This is a genomic window from Gallibacter sp. Marseille-QA0791, assembly GCF_965119705.1.
Taxonomy (GTDB): Bacteria; Bacillota; Clostridia; order Peptostreptococcales; family Anaerovoracaceae; genus Lentihominibacter; species Lentihominibacter excrementipullorum.
In genome coordinates, this window is the sequence record NZ_CBCPMH010000001.1 from 2,217,829 (window position 1) to 2,232,361 (window position 14,533).

A 14,533-nucleotide genomic window follows, 5' to 3' on the forward strand; every position below is an offset into this window, starting at 1 on the left:
TCTATGCCTCTTCTTTTTTTAGCCTTTTTATCAGCGCTAATATTCCGTCCGGAGAATCAAAATTTTCCGGTGTTATGTCGATGGCGCGAAGCTCCACGTCGAACCTGTCATTGATCTCCGATGCGATCATTATTATATTCATGGAGTCCAGATCCCCTGACGAGAAGAGGTCGGTCCTTCCTTCAAAGTCGACGGCAGGGTTGGCCATCCGCAGTATATCAAGTATTTCTCTCATTTCATCCATATTCGTAATGTTGCTCATATCTGTACCTCACTGTTTCTTTTGATGTAGATCTCATTCAGTTTACTTCTGTCTATTTTGCCGTTGGCGTTGTAGGGCATGGCGTCGACGCTGATCAGTCTGTCGGGGAGCATGTAGTCGGGCAGCATATCCTTGAGATGTTCAGATATGCTTCCGGCCTCTGCTCCTCTGGCGTCGCATACCAGGAGCAGCTGCTTCGAGGCGCTGTCGTATAAGGCGGCCGAAGCTCTTATGCTGTCCATTGAATTGGCGGCAGCTTCCACCTCGCCCAGTTCGATGCGGTAGCCCATCCGTTTTATCTGGTTGTCTTTTCTCGATATATATACATATTCTCCTCTTTCATTGAGCCTCACCAGGTCGCCGGTACGGTATATCCTGTCGGGATATGCGGTGTTGAGAGGATTCTGGCAGAAAGCGGCGGCTGTCTTTACCGGATCATTGTAGTATCCGTCGGCCAGGAAGGCCCCGCGCACTACCAGTTCGCCCTCCTGACCCGGATTAGCCATGCGTCCGTCCTCCGTCAGCAGGAAGACATCGCAGTTGTCGCACGCCTTGCCTATGGGGAGGATCTCGCTGTCATCAAAGGAGCGATCCACCACGTAAAAAGTGCATATATCCGTGGTCTCTGTCGGGCCGAACAAGTTGGCATATGTGCATTCAGGAAGGTGGGACATCCAGTAGTTGAGATGGCGTGTCGGCATCACCTCACCCGCGAACAGTACTTTCTCAAGATGCTCCGGCATGGCGTACTGGAAAAGATCCCAGTTGGGCGCGATGGCCAGAGCTGAAGGGACCCAGTACAGAGTGTTGACGCGTCTGCTGTTGAGATGCTCTATCAGCTTTACCGGGAAAGAAAACAGCGCCTTCGGGATGATGTCATAGGTGCATCCGCATTTCATAGTCGAATAAAGGTCGGTCACTGACATGGAAAAATACAGAGGCGTCTGGGAGCCAAAGACGGTGGCGTCGTCAAAGCCGAACTCCCCGGTGACCCAGTCGATATAGCTGATGACGCTTCTGTGGGAAACCACCGTCCCTTTCGGAATGCCTGATGATCCGCTGGTAAAGAGGACGTAAAGCGGATCCGCATCAACCATACGATCCCTGACGCCTTTTATGAATCGGAGGTCTGCGGGAGACTGTATCGCCTGTTCGTAGACTGTTATCGTATTCCCTTTATATACCCGGCCTGCAAGCTCCAGGTGTGCCAGATCGGTTATCACCGCCTGAGGCTTCAATGTCTTGAAGATTTCCGTGATCCTGTTGATCGGAGAATCGATATCGATGACTGTGTAGAAGCAGCCGGCGTATACGGCGGCAAACATGGCTTCCACGCATTTCGCACTCCTGTCTGTCATTATGGCTACAGGGCTGTTGCGGGAAAGATGTTTCAGTGCGCCGGCGATTTTTTGCGAGTTGTTCATCAAACTGAGAAATGATACCTGGCGGTTTTCGTCCGCCAGAGCTATTTTTGAAGGGTATTTGAGTACCGTTTCTTCGAGATGTTCCAGTATGTTCTTCATATATGGCCATCCTTTCTTTTGTTGTTGTGGTCATGGCCATTATGAAAGAATTTCTTTTAACATTAAAGACGGTAAAGTATTAATAATGTTTTAACGATTTATTAACCGGAAAAAGAAAAAGGCGATCCGCCTGCTCCGTTTGAGCCGGGAGGCGGATCGCCTGCTTTTTATATGAGCTTTTCACGGATAAGGAAATTGGCAGCCTGGATTTCCTGTTCCAGCATTTTGAATATCATCGGATGAAGGAAGGCGCTGTCTTCTCCTTTTTCTTTCAGACTGTTTGCGATGGAAAGGACGAGAGCCATCCGTAAGTCGGCGTCGTCAACCAGCTCTCTGGCCATGTCCATTACGCGTTTCAACGCGGCCTTTGACCGGCCTGCTGTTTCGGCACGGGCTCCGCCTGTGTAGTTGTCGGCATTGGAGACGACTTCCTTCAGAGCGGAAAACGCTTCGGACAGACGCGAGGTGTCGGTGATGCGTTTGAGGCGTGTTGAAGCGGCGGCTTTCAGTTTCTTTTCCGTGTAAACTTCGCCGGGATCCAGCTCCAGAAAATAGGCTGCATTGTCAGCGCCCAGCAGCTGGTGAGAGGAGAACTCTCCTTTTTTGAATGTATACCTGATGCCGTCGTATTTTCCAAAGTGGCGCAGAGTATCGAGATAGCCAAGGCGCATGATCCTTGCAGTGTTCAGCCTGTCGAATGTGAGGAAGTTTCCCAGTGGCAGCGGACTTTTTATCAGATGGAACTCCTTGCATTCTCTCGACGCCCTGTTCAGAGATTCCCGATCCACGGTACCTACCGCTTCCAGGTCGACAGCTATTATTCTGTCCGCGCCCGCCGCAAGAGCCATTGATACGGGCAGATTGTCCCTGTAGCCGCCGTCTATGAAGTATTCGCCGTCTATGTCATATTTTCTTACAGCCGGAAAACACGAGGCACTGGCCATTATGAAGTCGGTCAGCCGCCCTTTCGGGATGTCGCGGGCATACAAGGCATGCTTTTCGAAGGATGGGAATTGGACTGTGACCAGGCCGTATTCGATGGAAGAACGCCGGATCTTATCCTCATTTATATACTGATGGAGGAGTTTGGCAAGGCCGGTGCTGCCCGCTCCGCCGTGAAGAACGATTTCCCTGGCGTAGGCTACGGCGTCTTCCGAAGGGATACCGCTGGATTCGATGTCGAATATCATGTCTGTTTCCATCTGGAGCCAGAGGTGTTCGGCTTGTTTCAGGGCTTTCTGGGCCACCATGGCACCGTTGATGGCGCCTACCGACGTTCCTGCTGCCATGTCTATGGAGATCCTGAGCTTTTTCAGCCCTTTCCAGACGCCTATCTCGTATGCTCCGCGGCTCCCGCCTCCGCTCAGTACCAGCGCAGTCTTTTTCATGTCATTACCTCCCTGCGCTGCCATGAGGGCAGCGCTGCCCTTGTTGTAAGGCCTCTTCGCGTATGCGCGGGGCCCGGCTGTCATATTGAATTATACTATATGAGCCGCGGCGCGTCTATCGGCAGGAGGATGTCATCGCGGAGATCCCGGATTTTCACGGCGCCGGGATCTGAAAGGAGAGAGAAAGAATTTTTTAAAAATATATTGACAATATATTACAAATATGGTATTTTATAGATAAGGTCGGGAAAGAGGTATACCTGATGAAGATCATCGTGAAAGGAGAAAAGAGATGAACGGAAATGATACGGGCAGGGAGATATCCTTCGATATCGTAGAGGAGATAGGAGTGCTTACCACTTATACTACGGGGTGGAGCAAGGAGCTGAATCTGGTCAGCTGGAACGGAGGCGCGCCAAAATACGATATCAGGGATTGGTCTCCCGATCATCTGAGGATGTCCAGAGGAGTGACTCTTCATGAGAAGGAAATGAGATTCATTCTGGATGTGATGAGGAACAGGAACAGAAGGCAGTCTTATGACAGCCGCCGCGAAAGAGAGACGGGTCAGTGGGAAGCGGATGAGGACAAGGCCCTGGAAGCGGGGATTGAGGCGGAAGAGAAGGTGGTATGATATCATTGTAATAAAAATCACAGGTGCTGTCCTGTGGTTTTTATTTTGCGCGTATGATATACTGATTTATATTCATGGGGAAATAAACGGATGTGTTTAGAGGTGACATCATGAGGATAATGTTGAAGACGAGGCCGGACGGCGAGTGTCGTGAAATCATCAGAGAAGGGCGCGTGACGCTGGAAGAATTGGCGGGAGAATTCCGCGGTGAACTGCCGTATACTGTATTGCTGGCTAAGGTCAATGGAAAATACGAAGAGCTGAGTTTTTCGCTGGAAAAGGATTCGACTGTGGAGCTTCTGGACATAAGGAACCACAGCGCTGACCTGGCATATCAGAACAGCCTGGCGCTCATTTATCTGAAAGCCGTATGGGATACGATGGGGGATGTCCCGGTGAATATCGAGAATTCCCTCAACAAAGGACTGTATACGGAGATAGAGGTGAGTCCTCACGTGACGGAGGAACAGGTGCGGGTTGTGGAGAAGAGGATGAGAGAGCTGGTGGCTGAAGATCTTCCTATCGTCAGGGAGATATATGACCGGCAGGAGGCCGTGGAGATATGGGAGCAGTACAACTGCTCCGAGAAGGCCAGGCTCCTGAGAGAGTCGACGTATATCACGGAAGCCAAGTTTTACAGCCTGGAAGGCTACAGAAACTTTTTTTACGGGCTTATGGCGCCATCCACAGGATATATCAAGTATTTTCAACTGGAAAGATACGGCCAGGGCGTGGTGATGCGATTTCCTCAGCCGTCTCATCCCGACAGTCTGCCGGAGCCTGTGGACGACAGGAAAATATACAGAGCCTTCGCGGAAGCCAAGAACTGGCATCGTCTGCTGGGCGTCGCTTATCTGCCGGATCTCAATGACAGCATAAAGGCTCACAAGTCCAAGGAGCTGGTGCTGTTGTCGGAGGCGCTCCATGAGAAGAAGATCGCGGAGATAGCCGACATGATAAGCCGGAAGAAAAAGCGGATGATACTGATAGCGGGGCCTTCATCCTCCGGCAAGACGACTTTTGCCAAGCGGTTGTGCGTGCAGCTGAGGGTAAACGGACTGCAGCCCCTTTACATGGGGACTGATGATTATTATCTGGAGCGGAGTCAGTCTCCGGTCGATGAGGACGGACATTATAATTTCGAGAACCTGGACGCCCTGGATATCGATTTGTTCAACGATAATATGAACCGATTGCTGATGGGCGAAAAGGTAGATCTTCCGCGATTCGACTTCAGGATGGGAAGGAAGGTGTTCGGGACCAGGATAACATCCATAGGGCCGCTTCAGCCTGTCGTGATAGAGGGGATACATGGTCTCAATGACAAGCTGACTGAGCGAATAGATGATGATGAAAAATTCAGGATATATATAAGCCCCTTCACCCAGCTGAACATCGACAGGCATAACAGAGTGACGACCACGGACGACAGGATGATAAGACGTATCGTCAGAGATAAAGAATTCAGAAGAAGCTCAGCAGCCGAGACCATTTCCGTATGGCCCAAGGTGAGAGCCGGAGAAGACAGGAATATATTCCCTTACAGTGAGAAGGCCGATGTGCTTTTCAATTCGGCTATGGCCTATGAGTTGTCAGTGCTGAGAAAATACGCGGTGCCGATCCTGAAAGAGGTCAGGGAGGATCAGGACGAGTATGCGGAAGCCGTGCGGCTGCTGAAATTCATCGAGTTTTTCGATCCGATGGAGGAAGAAGAGGTCATCCCTAACAATTCGATAATAAGGGAATTTATCGGTGGCAGCATTTTCGTATGATGGAAAAGGAGAAAACTATGATCGCAGTGATAGGATGTGTAAAGGAGACTGTCAGCGTAAAGCTGCTGCCTCCGAAAGAGGATGAACGACAGCGGGAAGGCTTTGGCGGATACGGATATCCGGGGCCTTACGGTATGGCGCCGCCGCAGGAGATACCGCAGGAGGAACCGGAAGAAGAGGATGATGAGATAACTGTGAAGGGCAGCGGATGCGGTTACAATATCGCTGTCAATCTGGCTGCCTGGGGATATGATACTGAATTTATATCGGCGATAGGCAATGATACTATGGGCTCTGCCGCAAGAGCCGGGCTGGACAAAGCGGGAGTGGGCCGGGAAGGTCTGGCGGTATTCGAAGACAGTACGGCGGTCGACGTGGAACTGGTGAACATATTCGGAGATGTCAGTATGGCAAAGAAAAACAGGCATGTGATAAAGAACATCACGCCGGAGTTTATCCGTGACAGAGCGAAAATACTGGAAAAGGCTGAAGCCATCGTCGTGGACGGGACCATACCTGGGGAGACTATCGATTATGTGCTGAAGACATACGGCGGCAGATCCGGGGTGAAACTGTTCTTCGATCCGGCCAGCAGCCGGGGAGGGAGAAAAGTCAAGGATTCTCTGGAGGGATTTTATTGTGTGATGCCGGGCAGGATGGAAGCGGAATCCATGAGTGGAAAGACCGTTTTAAGTGAAGAACAGCTGTCGGAAGCCGGTGCGTTTTTCGGAAAGTCAGGAGTCGAGAGGATCGTCATAACCATCAAAGGCGGCGGGCTGTATTACAGAGAAGGAGACAGAGAAGGGATATTGAGACCTGAGCGGCTCATAACGCTGGGGAGCACATCCGGCGCAGGTGATGTGGTGTCCGCTGCGGTGGTTGCCGGAGCCGTGGATGGAAAGACGATAGAAGAGATCGCTGCAGACGCCATGGAAAAAGCTGCGCTGTATCTGGCGGACGTAGGCGTAAAAGCAGTGGAGTGACAGGAGAAAGACTATGATAGAATACGGGAATGAAATATCCGCAGATGAATACAACAGCCTGAGAAAATCTGTGGGCTGGAAGGAACTTGACGCTGCGCAGGCACGCAGAGGTCTGGATAATTCCATGCTGGTGGTCGTTGCCCGCCGGGACGGAGAAGCTGTCGGTTCAGCGCGGGTGATAGGCGACGGAGGCTATATGTACCTCATCGCGGATGTGATGGTGAGACCTGACTGTCAGAGGCTGGGGGTCGGGAAGGCTATGCTGGTGCGGATCAACGAGTGGCTGGAAATGGTGGGAAAAGACGGCCTTTGTGTCATGGCCAATCTGATGGCTACCAAAGGAAACGAAGGCTTTTATGAAAAGCTGGGATTTACCAGCAGACCTAACGAAGAGATGGGCGCCGGCATGGTGAAATGGATAAACCCGTGATGCCGTTTTGATTCCGCCGCACTGATGAAAGGCTGTCATCAGTGCGGCAGTTATTCTTTTTGACCTTCAGCGTTTTGCGATTTGCATGTGAAAAGGGGGGCAGAAAGCCTCGATTATAAAATATTCCATAGAATTTATACTTTTCTAAAGAGGTTTGTGGATTTTCCGTATAAGGCGAAGCTGATTTTTCTTGCGATTTTTATACCTGAATTAGGATGTAAGCAAGGAAACCGTATAAAAACAGTGGTGTTTTGAGGGAAAAGGAGGCGGATTGTTATACGGGAAAACGCTTAAAAGAGCGGATCTGGTATAAAACGCAGCATAGCATAATATAAAGCGCTGGAATGCCGGTTCTTTAAAAGGCATAACTTGTTGGAACAGTCCGATAAAGGGCATAGCCGACGCCCGCAGATAAAATAAAATTTCTGAATTTTTGTTCTTTGCCTCCTGAATGGAAACGCAGGAAAGCGTGTGCGTAAGATGCGACTGAAAACGGTTGAAAACAACAGGTTTATAGTGATAAAAAAACGCAAAAAAATTTCCGGAAAACTCTTGCATAAATTGGGATAATAGTTTATACTACAAAGGCTTGTGTAAGGCGATGAGGTGGGAAGTTACCGTGCTATAGGAGAATTTCCACTGAGAATTGTCCTCACTTCAGATGAGGGCGAAGGGATTCGCTGATTTTTTGTTTTGTGTAAAACTTAGGAAACACACGAGGCCGTGTACGAAGCAAGCGAAACCACTGTACGCGCCGGGAATGGAATACCGCAGGCATTGAAAATACTGGATATGATCGATGCATGCGATGCGGACGCCGGGAAAAGTCAGGAGACGGGATCCCCTGTACGAGCATAGCGAAAACAGTACAAAAGAATTAGGAGGAAAAGCAATGAGCGAATTACAGAAAATCAGAATCAAACTGAAGGCTTACGACCATGCGCTTCTCGACCAGTCGGCTGCGAAGATTGTCGAGACAGCCAAGAAAACGGGCGCTGAGGTTTCCGGCCCGATCCCTCTTCCGACGGAGAAGGAAGTCGTGACCATATTGAGAGCTGTTCACAAGTATAAGGATTCCAGAGAACAGTTCGAGCAGAGGACTCATAAGAGATTGATCGACATCACCAGCGCGACGGCGAGGACGACTGATGCCCTCACGAAGCTGGATCTGCCTGCCGGTGTCGACATCGAAATAAAGCTCTAACTCACGAGGAGCAGAAAAGAAAAGCGAAGGGAACTCCCTTAGTATGACCGCTGCCGCGGTCCGCTGTAAGAAACAAGGAGGAAAGATAAACCATGAAAACGATTTTAGGTAAAAAGATGGGCATGACTCAGATATTTACCGAGCACGGTGCTGTGATACCGGTTACGGTCATCCAGGCCGGCCCTATGACGGTAACGCAGATCAAGACCGTTGAGACGGATGGATACGACGCCGTACAGTTCGGTTTTGAGGACGCCAAACCGCAGAGAGTGAACAAACCGATGACGGGACACTTTTCAAAGAACGATATCGCCCCTAAGAAGCATCTTGCCGAGTTCAGACCGGAAGAGGGCGAAACTTACGAGATAGGACAGCAGATAACTGTAGCCGACTTTGAGGTCGGAAAGAAGCTGGATGTGACGGGTACTTCCAAAGGTAAGGGGACCCAGGGTAACATCAAGAGACATGGACACCACAGAGGCCCGATGAGCCACGGTTCAAAACACAAGAGGCTGGCAGGAGCCCTGGCGGCAGGTACCTATCCTTCAAGAGTCTTCAAGGGTAACGCGGGTCCGGGAAGAATGGGCCGCGAGACTGTGACGGTGCAGAATGTCGAGCTGGTAAAAGTTATAGAAGATCAGAACCTTATGCTGGTAAAGGGTGCGGTTCCGGGGAACAAAGGCGGACTTGTTCGTATCCAGTACGCGGTAAAAGGTCAGGACAAATAAGAGATGACTTCAGGAAGGAGGAAGTAAGATGTCAAAAGTGACGATGCTGAATATGGAAGGCAAGGAAGCCGGACAGATCGAGCTGAAAGACGAGATCTTCGGCATAGAGCCGAATCAGAACGCGGTTCATGCGGTAGTGAAGAACATTTTAGCGAATAGAAGACAGGGAACACAGTCTGCGAAGACCAGAGCTGAAGTCAGAGGAGGAGGCAGAAAGCCTTTCAGACAGAAGGGAACTGGACGCCACAGACAGGGAAGCTCCACAGACCCTTCACAGGTAGGAGGCGGTGTGGTATTCGCGCCGAAGCCTAGGAGCTACAGATATACGCTGCCTAAGAAGCTGAGAAGACTGGCGATGTTGTCGGCTCTTTCGTCCAAGGTAGCTGAGAACGAGATCATCGTTATGGACGAGATCAAATTCGATCAGCCTAAGACGAAAGAAATGGTGAAGATGCTGGAAAACATCAATGCCGGAAAGAAAGCGCTGATAGTGATGGCCGAGAAAGACGAAAATACCGTAAGATCGGCGGCTAACATACAGGGAGTGAGAACAGCCCTCGTTACGACGATGAATGTGTACGATATCATCAACCACACGAACTTCATCGTGACGAAGGAAGCGATAGAGAAGATTGAGGAGGTGTACTCATAATGAAAACGCCTTACGATGTAATATTGAAGCCTGTCATTTCCGAACAGAGCATGGAAGACGCGCAGGCGAAAAAATACACGTTCAAGGTTGCCGTAGACGCCAACAAGACAGAAGTCAAGAACGCCATTGAGGAGATTTTCGACGTAGAAGTGGCCAAGGTGAATATCATGAACGTGGTAGGAAAGCAGAAGAGAATGGGAAGATACGTCGGCATGACTGCCGCCAGCAAGAAGGCAATCGTGACCCTTACTGAAAAGAGCAAGGAAATCGAGTTCTTCCAGAGCCTGTAATATAGGAGGTACGAAACGATGGGAATTAAAAAATACAATCCGACAAGCCCGGGCTTGAGAGGCATGACGGTTTCCACTTTCGAGGAGATCACCTGTGACAAGCCGGAAAAGTCGCTTACGGTAACTCTTAAAAAGCACTCGGGAAGAAACTCCAGAGGTAAGATAACCGTAAGGCACAGAGGCGGCGGATACAGACCGAAGTACAGAATAATAGACTTCAAGAGGAATAAAGACGGCGTCCCTGGAACGGTCGCTACGATAGAATATGACCCTAACAGGACAGCCAATATCGCTCTGATAAATTACGCAGATGGAGAGAAGAGATATATCATCGCTCCTAACAAGCTGACAGTCGGATCGGTGATAGAGTCGGGAGCTGAGGCCGATATCAAGATCGGTAACGCCCTTCCGCTGGCAAATATCCCTGTAGGTACTATCATCCATAACATAGAGCTGAAGCCTGGAAAGGGTGGCCAGATGGTGAGATCGGCAGGGAATGGCGCGCAGCTGATGGCGAAGGAAGGAAATTTCGCTCAGGTGAGACTGCCGTCCGGAGAGGTGAGAAAGGTGAGGATCGAATGCAGAGCCACTATCGGCGAAGTCGGCAACCTGGATCACCAGAACATCCAGATCGGTAAAGCGGGAAGAAAGAGACACATGGGCATAAGACCTACCGTAAGAGGTTCTGTAATGAATCCTAACGATCACCCTCACGGCGGTGGTGAAGGTAAGGCCAGCATAGGACGAGTAAGTCCGGTAACGCCTTGGGGTAAACCTGCACTGGGTTACAAGACCAGAAAGAAAAAGAAGGAATCCAACAAATATATCGTGAAGGATAGAAGAGTAAAATAACAGGAAGGAGCAGAAACAATGGGTAGATCGCTTAAAAAGGGCCCTTTCGTAAACGCCAAGCTGCTTAAAGCCATCGAAGAGATGAACGCGGCTAACGATAAGAAAGTGATAAAGACATGGTCCAGACCATCGACCATATTCCCACAGATGGTAGGACATACGATAGCGGTACATGACGGGCGTAAGCACGTTCCCGTATATATAACGGAAGATATGGTAGGACACCGTCTGGGAGAATTTGCTCCGACGAGGACCTACAGAGGCCATGCTGCCGACAAGAAAGTAAATAAGTAAGAAAAGGAGATAAAAAATGGAAGCAAAAGCAGTTGCAAAATATGTGAGAATGTCTCCTATCAAACTTAAGCCTGTTACCGATCTGGTAAGAGGAAAGGATTTAAACGAGGCATTGAACATTCTGAAGTTCACTCCCGGTAAAGGAGCTGAGATAGTGGAAAAGGTTGTCAAGTCCGCCGCTGCTAACGCGGATGTAAAGGAAATGAATACAGACAATCTTTATGTCGCCGAAGTTTATGCCAACCAGGGGCCGACTATGAAGAGATGGAGAGCCGGATCACAGGGCAGAGCGTCGATAATACTGAAGAGAAGCAGCCATGTGGGCGTTACTCTCAAGGAAAGAAATTAGGATAGGAGGTTCAATAAATGGGTCAGAAAGTAAGTCCTCATGGGCTGAGAGTAGGCGTAATAAAAGACTGGGATTCAAAATGGTACGCAGATAAGACTAAGTTTGCCGATTACCTCATTGAAGATAATAAAGTAAGAGACTTCGTAAAGAAAAAGCTGTATGCCGCGGGAGTATCAAAGATCGTACTGGAGAGAGCCGCGGAAAACAAGCTGAAGGTGATCGTAATGACAGCCAAACCCGGCATGGTAATAGGAAGGTCGGGGACCGGCATCGATGAGCTCAAAGGAGAGCTGGAAAAGATGACGGGAAAGACTATCATCATCGATATAAAAGAAGTGAGAAGATCGGAGCTGGACGCTCAGCTGACAGCCGAAAGTATCGCTCAGGCTCTGGAGAGAAGAGTTTCCTTCAGAAGAGCCATGAAGCAGGCCATAGGCAGGACCATGAAGGCCGGAGCCAAGGGTATCAAGGTCCTCACATCGGGAAGACTGGGCGGTGCGGAAATCGCCAGATCCGAAAAGTACAGCGAGGGTAACGTTCCACTCCACACCCTGAGAGCCGACATCGATTACGGATTCGCGGAAGCGGATACGACTTACGGCAAACTGGGCGTGAAGGTATGGATAAATCACGGAGAGATACTCGACAAGGGCCTCAAGAGCGCAGTGCCTGAAGAAAAGAATGACAGAAGAGACGGCAAGAAGAGAGGCGACAGAAGACAGAGAAGAGACGGTGACAGAAGACCTAGAAGAGATGACAGAAGACACGACAGAGCTGAAGCCGCGCCTAAAGCTGTCAACATGAGAGTTAGAAAGCCGAAGGTAGATCCTGAGGAGGAAGCGGCCAAGAAGGCGGCTGCCGAAGCACAGGAGGCTCAGGCACAGGAAGCACAGGTCGAAGAATCACAGACTGCCGCGGAAGCGCCTGCTGACGCCGCATCTGAAGAATAGACGAAAGGAGGACGTTGTCATGTTAATGCCAAAGCGCGTTAAACGTAGAAGAGTCCACAGAGGCAGAATGAAGGGCAAGGCAACGAAGGGCAACACCGTAACGTACGGTGATTACGGTCTTGCAGCCACTGAATGTGGATGGATAACTTCGAATCAGATAGAAGCAGCCAGAATTGCGATGACCAGATCCGTCAAGAGAGGCGGTAAGGTATATATAAAGATATTCCCGCACAAGCCGGTAACGAAGAAGCCGGCCGAAGTACGAATGGGTTCCGGTAAAGGTGCTCCTGAGTACTGGGTAGCGGTTGTAAAGCCGGGCAGGATAATGTTCGAGATAGAGGGCGTTACCGAGGCGCAGGCCAGAGAAGCGATGAGGCTGGCGGCTCACAAGCTGCCTGTCAAGTGCAAATTTGCCATCAAAGACCAGGAATTAGCAAAGGGTGGTGAAGCATAATGGAATTGAAGAAAATCAGAGAAATGTCAGAAGCTGAGCTGAACGCGGAACTGTCAAAGATGAAGAAGGATCTCTTCAATCTCAGATTCCAGCATGTTACGGGACAGCTTGAAAATCCGATAAAGATGCGTGAAACGAAGAGAGACATCGCGAGAGTCAAGACCATTATCAGGGAAAAGGAACTCGCGAAGGTTCAGGGCTAACGGAAAGGAGGATGTATTATGGCAGTTGAAAGAAACAGAAGAAAGACAAGAGTCGGCATGGTCGTAAGCGATAAGATGGACAAGACAATTGTCGTAGCGGTTGAAGACTTCGTAAGACATTCCCTTTACGGAAAGGCTGTAAAGAGAACCAAGAAAGTCAAGGCTCACGACGAGAACAATGAATGCCAGATAGGCGATAAAGTTAGAATCATGGAGACGAGACCTCTGTCCAAGGACAAGAGATGGAGACTTGTCAACATCGTTGAAAAAGTTAAGTAAAGGAGGCGCCTAACGATGATCCAGACTGAAACGAGATTAAAGGTCGCTGACAACTCCGGCGCTAAAGAACTTTTATGCATACGTATCCTGGGTGGAACCAGCCGTCAGTACGCTCACATCGGAGATGTGATCGTCTGCGCGGTAAAGGACGCTACGCCGGGTGGAGTTGTGAAAAAGGGCGAAGTAGTCAGAGCCGTTATTGTTAGAACGAAGCAGGGTGCCAGAAGAGTGGACGGCAGCTATGTGAAGTTCGATCAGAACGCGGCTGTAGTTATAAAGGAAGATTTACAACCGGTTGGAACCCGTATCTTCGGACCTGTAGCAAGAGAGCTGAGAGATAAGGGATTCATGAAGATAGTGTCCCTGGCACCGGAAGTATTGTAGGAGGTGTACGAGATGCGAATTAAGAAAGATGACACTGTAATAGTACTGACCGGCAAGGACAAAGGCGTTACCGGCAAGGTACTGAAGGCCATGCCTAAAGAAGGCAGGGTGATAGTGGAAGGCGTTAATGTGCAGACGAAGCACCAGAAGCAGACTCAGAAGGAAGCCGCTGAGATAAAGCATCAGGAAGGCCCTATCGATGTTTCGAACGTCATGTACTATGATACTAAAGCAAAGCAGCCAAGCAGAATAGGCTATAAAGTAGAGAACGGCAAGAAGGTCAGAGTAGCTAAGAAGACCGGCGCCGTAATAGACTAGGAAAGGAGGAGACGGTTTTGGCAAGATTGAGAGAGTCTTATAAGAACGACGTGTTTCCGGCATTGATGGAGCAGTTTAAATATACCAACGTGATGGAAGTGCCGAAGCTGGAAAAGGTCACGATCAACATGGGTCTCGGCGAAGCTAAGGAAAACGCCAAGATAATGGAAAGCGCTATAGAAGAGATAAGCCTCATCACAGGGCAGAGACCTGTAGTGACCAGAGCGAGAAAATCCATAGCCAACTTCAAGGTGAGACAGGGAATGCCTGTCGGAGCCAAGGTCACCCTCAGGGGCGAAAACATGTACGATTTCATCGACAAGTTGTTCAACATCGCTCTTCCGAGAGTAAGAGACTTCAAGGGCGTGAGCAAGAACTCCTTTGACGGCAGAGGAAATTACTCCATGGGTATAAAGGAGCAGCTCATATTCCCTGAGATCAACTATGATAAAGTTGATACCATAAAGGGCATGAATATAGTATTCACGACATCAGCGAAGACAGACGAAGAGGCCGCAGCGCTGCTGGCAGGTCTGGGACTGCCGTTCGAGAAGTAAGAGCAGTTCAACGATTGCGCTCGGAGA

General features: G+C 49.7%; 20 protein-coding genes and 1 pseudogene. 18 read left to right on the top strand and 3 right to left on the bottom strand.

The features are described from left to right. Position 1: 1 nt before the first annotated feature. From ACQY69_RS10185 to ACQY69_RS10195, 3 genes are all read right to left on the bottom strand, one after another. Positions 2–262, bottom strand: coding sequence for a phosphopantetheine-binding protein (locus ACQY69_RS10185; RefSeq protein ID WP_428260414.1), 261 nt, complete (start codon positions 260–262; stop codon positions 2–4). Further along, positions 259–1,785 carry an amino acid adenylation domain-containing protein gene (locus ACQY69_RS10190; protein ID WP_428260415.1) on the bottom strand — a complete coding sequence of 509 codons (1,527 nt, stop codon included), beginning with the start codon at positions 1,783–1,785 and terminating at the stop codon, positions 259–261. Before ACQY69_RS10190 ends, ACQY69_RS10185 begins: the two co-directional genes overlap by 4 nt. 167 nt (positions 1,786–1,952) lie before the next feature. Next, positions 1,953–3,173, bottom strand: a complete 1,221-nt coding sequence (locus ACQY69_RS10195; protein WP_428260416.1) for a patatin-like phospholipase family protein — start codon at positions 3,171–3,173, stop codon at positions 1,953–1,955. 292 nt (positions 3,174–3,465) lie between these two features. On the opposite strand from ACQY69_RS10195, the gene ACQY69_RS10200 reads away from it, so the two are divergent. The 18 genes and pseudogenes from ACQY69_RS10200 to rplE all read left to right on the top strand — a co-directional run bounded on the left by ACQY69_RS10200 (position 3,466) and on the right by rplE (position 14,506). Then, positions 3,466–3,807, top strand: a complete 342-nt coding sequence (locus ACQY69_RS10200) for a YdbC family protein (protein WP_428260417.1) — start codon at positions 3,466–3,468, stop codon at positions 3,805–3,807. A gap of 92 nt (positions 3,808–3,899) precedes the next feature. After that, complete coding sequence (locus ACQY69_RS10205; RefSeq protein ID WP_428260418.1) at positions 3,900–5,579, top strand: nucleoside kinase; 1,680 nt, start codon at positions 3,900–3,902, stop codon at positions 5,577–5,579. Between the two features lie 17 nt (positions 5,580–5,596). Beyond that, entirely contained in the window at positions 5,597–6,562 is a 966-nt protein-coding gene (locus ACQY69_RS10210; protein WP_428260419.1) for a PfkB family carbohydrate kinase, read from the top strand. 13 nt (positions 6,563–6,575) lie between these two features. Continuing rightward, entirely contained in the window at positions 6,576–6,992 is a 417-nt protein-coding gene (locus tag ACQY69_RS10215) for a GNAT family N-acetyltransferase (RefSeq protein WP_428260420.1), read from the top strand. 892 nt (positions 6,993–7,884) lie between these two features. Next, a complete protein-coding gene (rpsJ, locus tag ACQY69_RS10220; RefSeq protein WP_177267715.1) occupies positions 7,885–8,196 on the top strand; it encodes a 30S ribosomal protein S10 in 312 nt (103 codons plus the stop codon). A 92-nt stretch (positions 8,197–8,288) separates the two neighbouring features. Beyond that, positions 8,289–8,924, top strand: coding sequence for a 50S ribosomal protein L3 (gene rplC / locus ACQY69_RS10225; protein ID WP_428260421.1), 636 nt, complete (start codon positions 8,289–8,291; stop codon positions 8,922–8,924). A 28-nt stretch (positions 8,925–8,952) separates the two neighbouring features. Further along, positions 8,953–9,576: a 50S ribosomal protein L4 gene (rplD, locus tag ACQY69_RS10230; protein ID WP_428260422.1), complete on the top strand. Its 624-nt coding sequence runs from the start codon at positions 8,953–8,955 to the stop codon at positions 9,574–9,576. Continuing rightward, positions 9,576–9,866: a 50S ribosomal protein L23 gene (gene rplW, locus ACQY69_RS10235; protein ID WP_428260423.1), complete on the top strand. Its 291-nt coding sequence runs from the start codon at positions 9,576–9,578 to the stop codon at positions 9,864–9,866. The genes rplD and rplW overlap by 1 nt, the downstream gene beginning before the upstream one ends. 18 nt (positions 9,867–9,884) lie before the next feature. Next, a complete protein-coding gene (rplB, locus tag ACQY69_RS10240; protein ID WP_428260424.1) occupies positions 9,885–10,718 on the top strand; it encodes a 50S ribosomal protein L2 in 834 nt (277 codons plus the stop codon). Positions 10,719–10,736: 18 nt separating this feature from the next. Beyond that, on the top strand, positions 10,737–11,012 hold the full coding sequence (rpsS, locus tag ACQY69_RS10245; RefSeq protein ID WP_428260425.1) for a 30S ribosomal protein S19: 276 nt from the start codon (positions 10,737–10,739) through the stop codon (positions 11,010–11,012). Between the two features lie 16 nt (positions 11,013–11,028). Next, a complete protein-coding gene (gene rplV / locus ACQY69_RS10250) occupies positions 11,029–11,361 on the top strand; it encodes a 50S ribosomal protein L22 (RefSeq protein WP_428260426.1) in 333 nt (110 codons plus the stop codon). A 17-nt stretch (positions 11,362–11,378) separates the two neighbouring features. Beyond that, positions 11,379–12,005 (top strand): annotated as a pseudogene (gene rpsC / locus ACQY69_RS10255) (30S ribosomal protein S3); the annotation flags it as partial. Between the two features lie 325 nt (positions 12,006–12,330). Then, positions 12,331–12,765 carry a 50S ribosomal protein L16 gene (rplP, locus tag ACQY69_RS10260; protein ID WP_428260427.1) on the top strand — a complete coding sequence of 145 codons (435 nt, stop codon included), beginning with the start codon at positions 12,331–12,333 and terminating at the stop codon, positions 12,763–12,765. Next, positions 12,765–12,968: a 50S ribosomal protein L29 gene (rpmC, locus tag ACQY69_RS10265; protein ID WP_428260428.1), complete on the top strand. Its 204-nt coding sequence runs from the start codon at positions 12,765–12,767 to the stop codon at positions 12,966–12,968. The genes rplP and rpmC overlap by 1 nt, the downstream gene beginning before the upstream one ends. Before the next feature lie 18 nt (positions 12,969–12,986). After that, the gene (gene rpsQ / locus ACQY69_RS10270; protein WP_177267706.1) at positions 12,987–13,247 is read left to right on the top strand and encodes a 30S ribosomal protein S17; all 261 of its coding nucleotides are present in this window, start codon (positions 12,987–12,989) and stop codon (positions 13,245–13,247) included. Positions 13,248–13,262: 15 nt separating this feature from the next. Beyond that, positions 13,263–13,631: a 50S ribosomal protein L14 gene (rplN, locus tag ACQY69_RS10275; RefSeq protein WP_428260429.1), complete on the top strand. Its 369-nt coding sequence runs from the start codon at positions 13,263–13,265 to the stop codon at positions 13,629–13,631. 12 nt (positions 13,632–13,643) lie between these two features. Continuing rightward, complete coding sequence (gene rplX, locus ACQY69_RS10280; protein ID WP_428260430.1) at positions 13,644–13,949, top strand: 50S ribosomal protein L24; 306 nt, start codon at positions 13,644–13,646, stop codon at positions 13,947–13,949. Between the two features lie 17 nt (positions 13,950–13,966). Next, positions 13,967–14,506 (top strand): 50S ribosomal protein L5, encoded by a 540-nt coding sequence (gene rplE, locus ACQY69_RS10285; RefSeq protein ID WP_428260431.1) that lies wholly within the window; start codon positions 13,967–13,969, stop codon positions 14,504–14,506. Positions 14,507–14,533: the final 27 nt, after the last annotated feature.

Coding starts and splice junctions, on each gene's coding strand:
- ACQY69_RS10185 (WP_428260414.1), bottom strand. CDS start 262: ATGAGCAACATTACGAATATGGATGAAATGAGAGAAATACTTGATATA.
- ACQY69_RS10190 (WP_428260415.1), bottom strand. CDS start 1,785: ATGAAGAACATACTGGAACATCTCGAAGAAACGGTACTCAAATACCCT.
- ACQY69_RS10195 (WP_428260416.1), bottom strand. CDS start 3,173: ATGAAAAAGACTGCGCTGGTACTGAGCGGAGGCGGGAGCCGCGGAGCA.
- ACQY69_RS10200 (WP_428260417.1), top strand. CDS start 3,466: ATGAACGGAAATGATACGGGCAGGGAGATATCCTTCGATATCGTAGAG.
- ACQY69_RS10210 (WP_428260419.1), top strand. CDS start 5,597: ATGATCGCAGTGATAGGATGTGTAAAGGAGACTGTCAGCGTAAAGCTG.
- ACQY69_RS10215 (WP_428260420.1), top strand. CDS start 6,576: ATGATAGAATACGGGAATGAAATATCCGCAGATGAATACAACAGCCTG.
- rpsJ (WP_177267715.1), top strand. CDS start 7,885: ATGAGCGAATTACAGAAAATCAGAATCAAACTGAAGGCTTACGACCAT.
- rplC (WP_428260421.1), top strand. CDS start 8,289: ATGAAAACGATTTTAGGTAAAAAGATGGGCATGACTCAGATATTTACC.
- rplD (WP_428260422.1), top strand. CDS start 8,953: ATGTCAAAAGTGACGATGCTGAATATGGAAGGCAAGGAAGCCGGACAG.
- rplW (WP_428260423.1), top strand. CDS start 9,576: ATGAAAACGCCTTACGATGTAATATTGAAGCCTGTCATTTCCGAACAG.
- rplB (WP_428260424.1), top strand. CDS start 9,885: ATGGGAATTAAAAAATACAATCCGACAAGCCCGGGCTTGAGAGGCATG.
- rpsS (WP_428260425.1), top strand. CDS start 10,737: ATGGGTAGATCGCTTAAAAAGGGCCCTTTCGTAAACGCCAAGCTGCTT.
- rplV (WP_428260426.1), top strand. CDS start 11,029: ATGGAAGCAAAAGCAGTTGCAAAATATGTGAGAATGTCTCCTATCAAA.
- rplP (WP_428260427.1), top strand. CDS start 12,331: ATGTTAATGCCAAAGCGCGTTAAACGTAGAAGAGTCCACAGAGGCAGA.
- rpmC (WP_428260428.1), top strand. CDS start 12,765: ATGGAATTGAAGAAAATCAGAGAAATGTCAGAAGCTGAGCTGAACGCG.
- rpsQ (WP_177267706.1), top strand. CDS start 12,987: ATGGCAGTTGAAAGAAACAGAAGAAAGACAAGAGTCGGCATGGTCGTA.
- rplN (WP_428260429.1), top strand. CDS start 13,263: ATGATCCAGACTGAAACGAGATTAAAGGTCGCTGACAACTCCGGCGCT.
- rplX (WP_428260430.1), top strand. CDS start 13,644: ATGCGAATTAAGAAAGATGACACTGTAATAGTACTGACCGGCAAGGAC.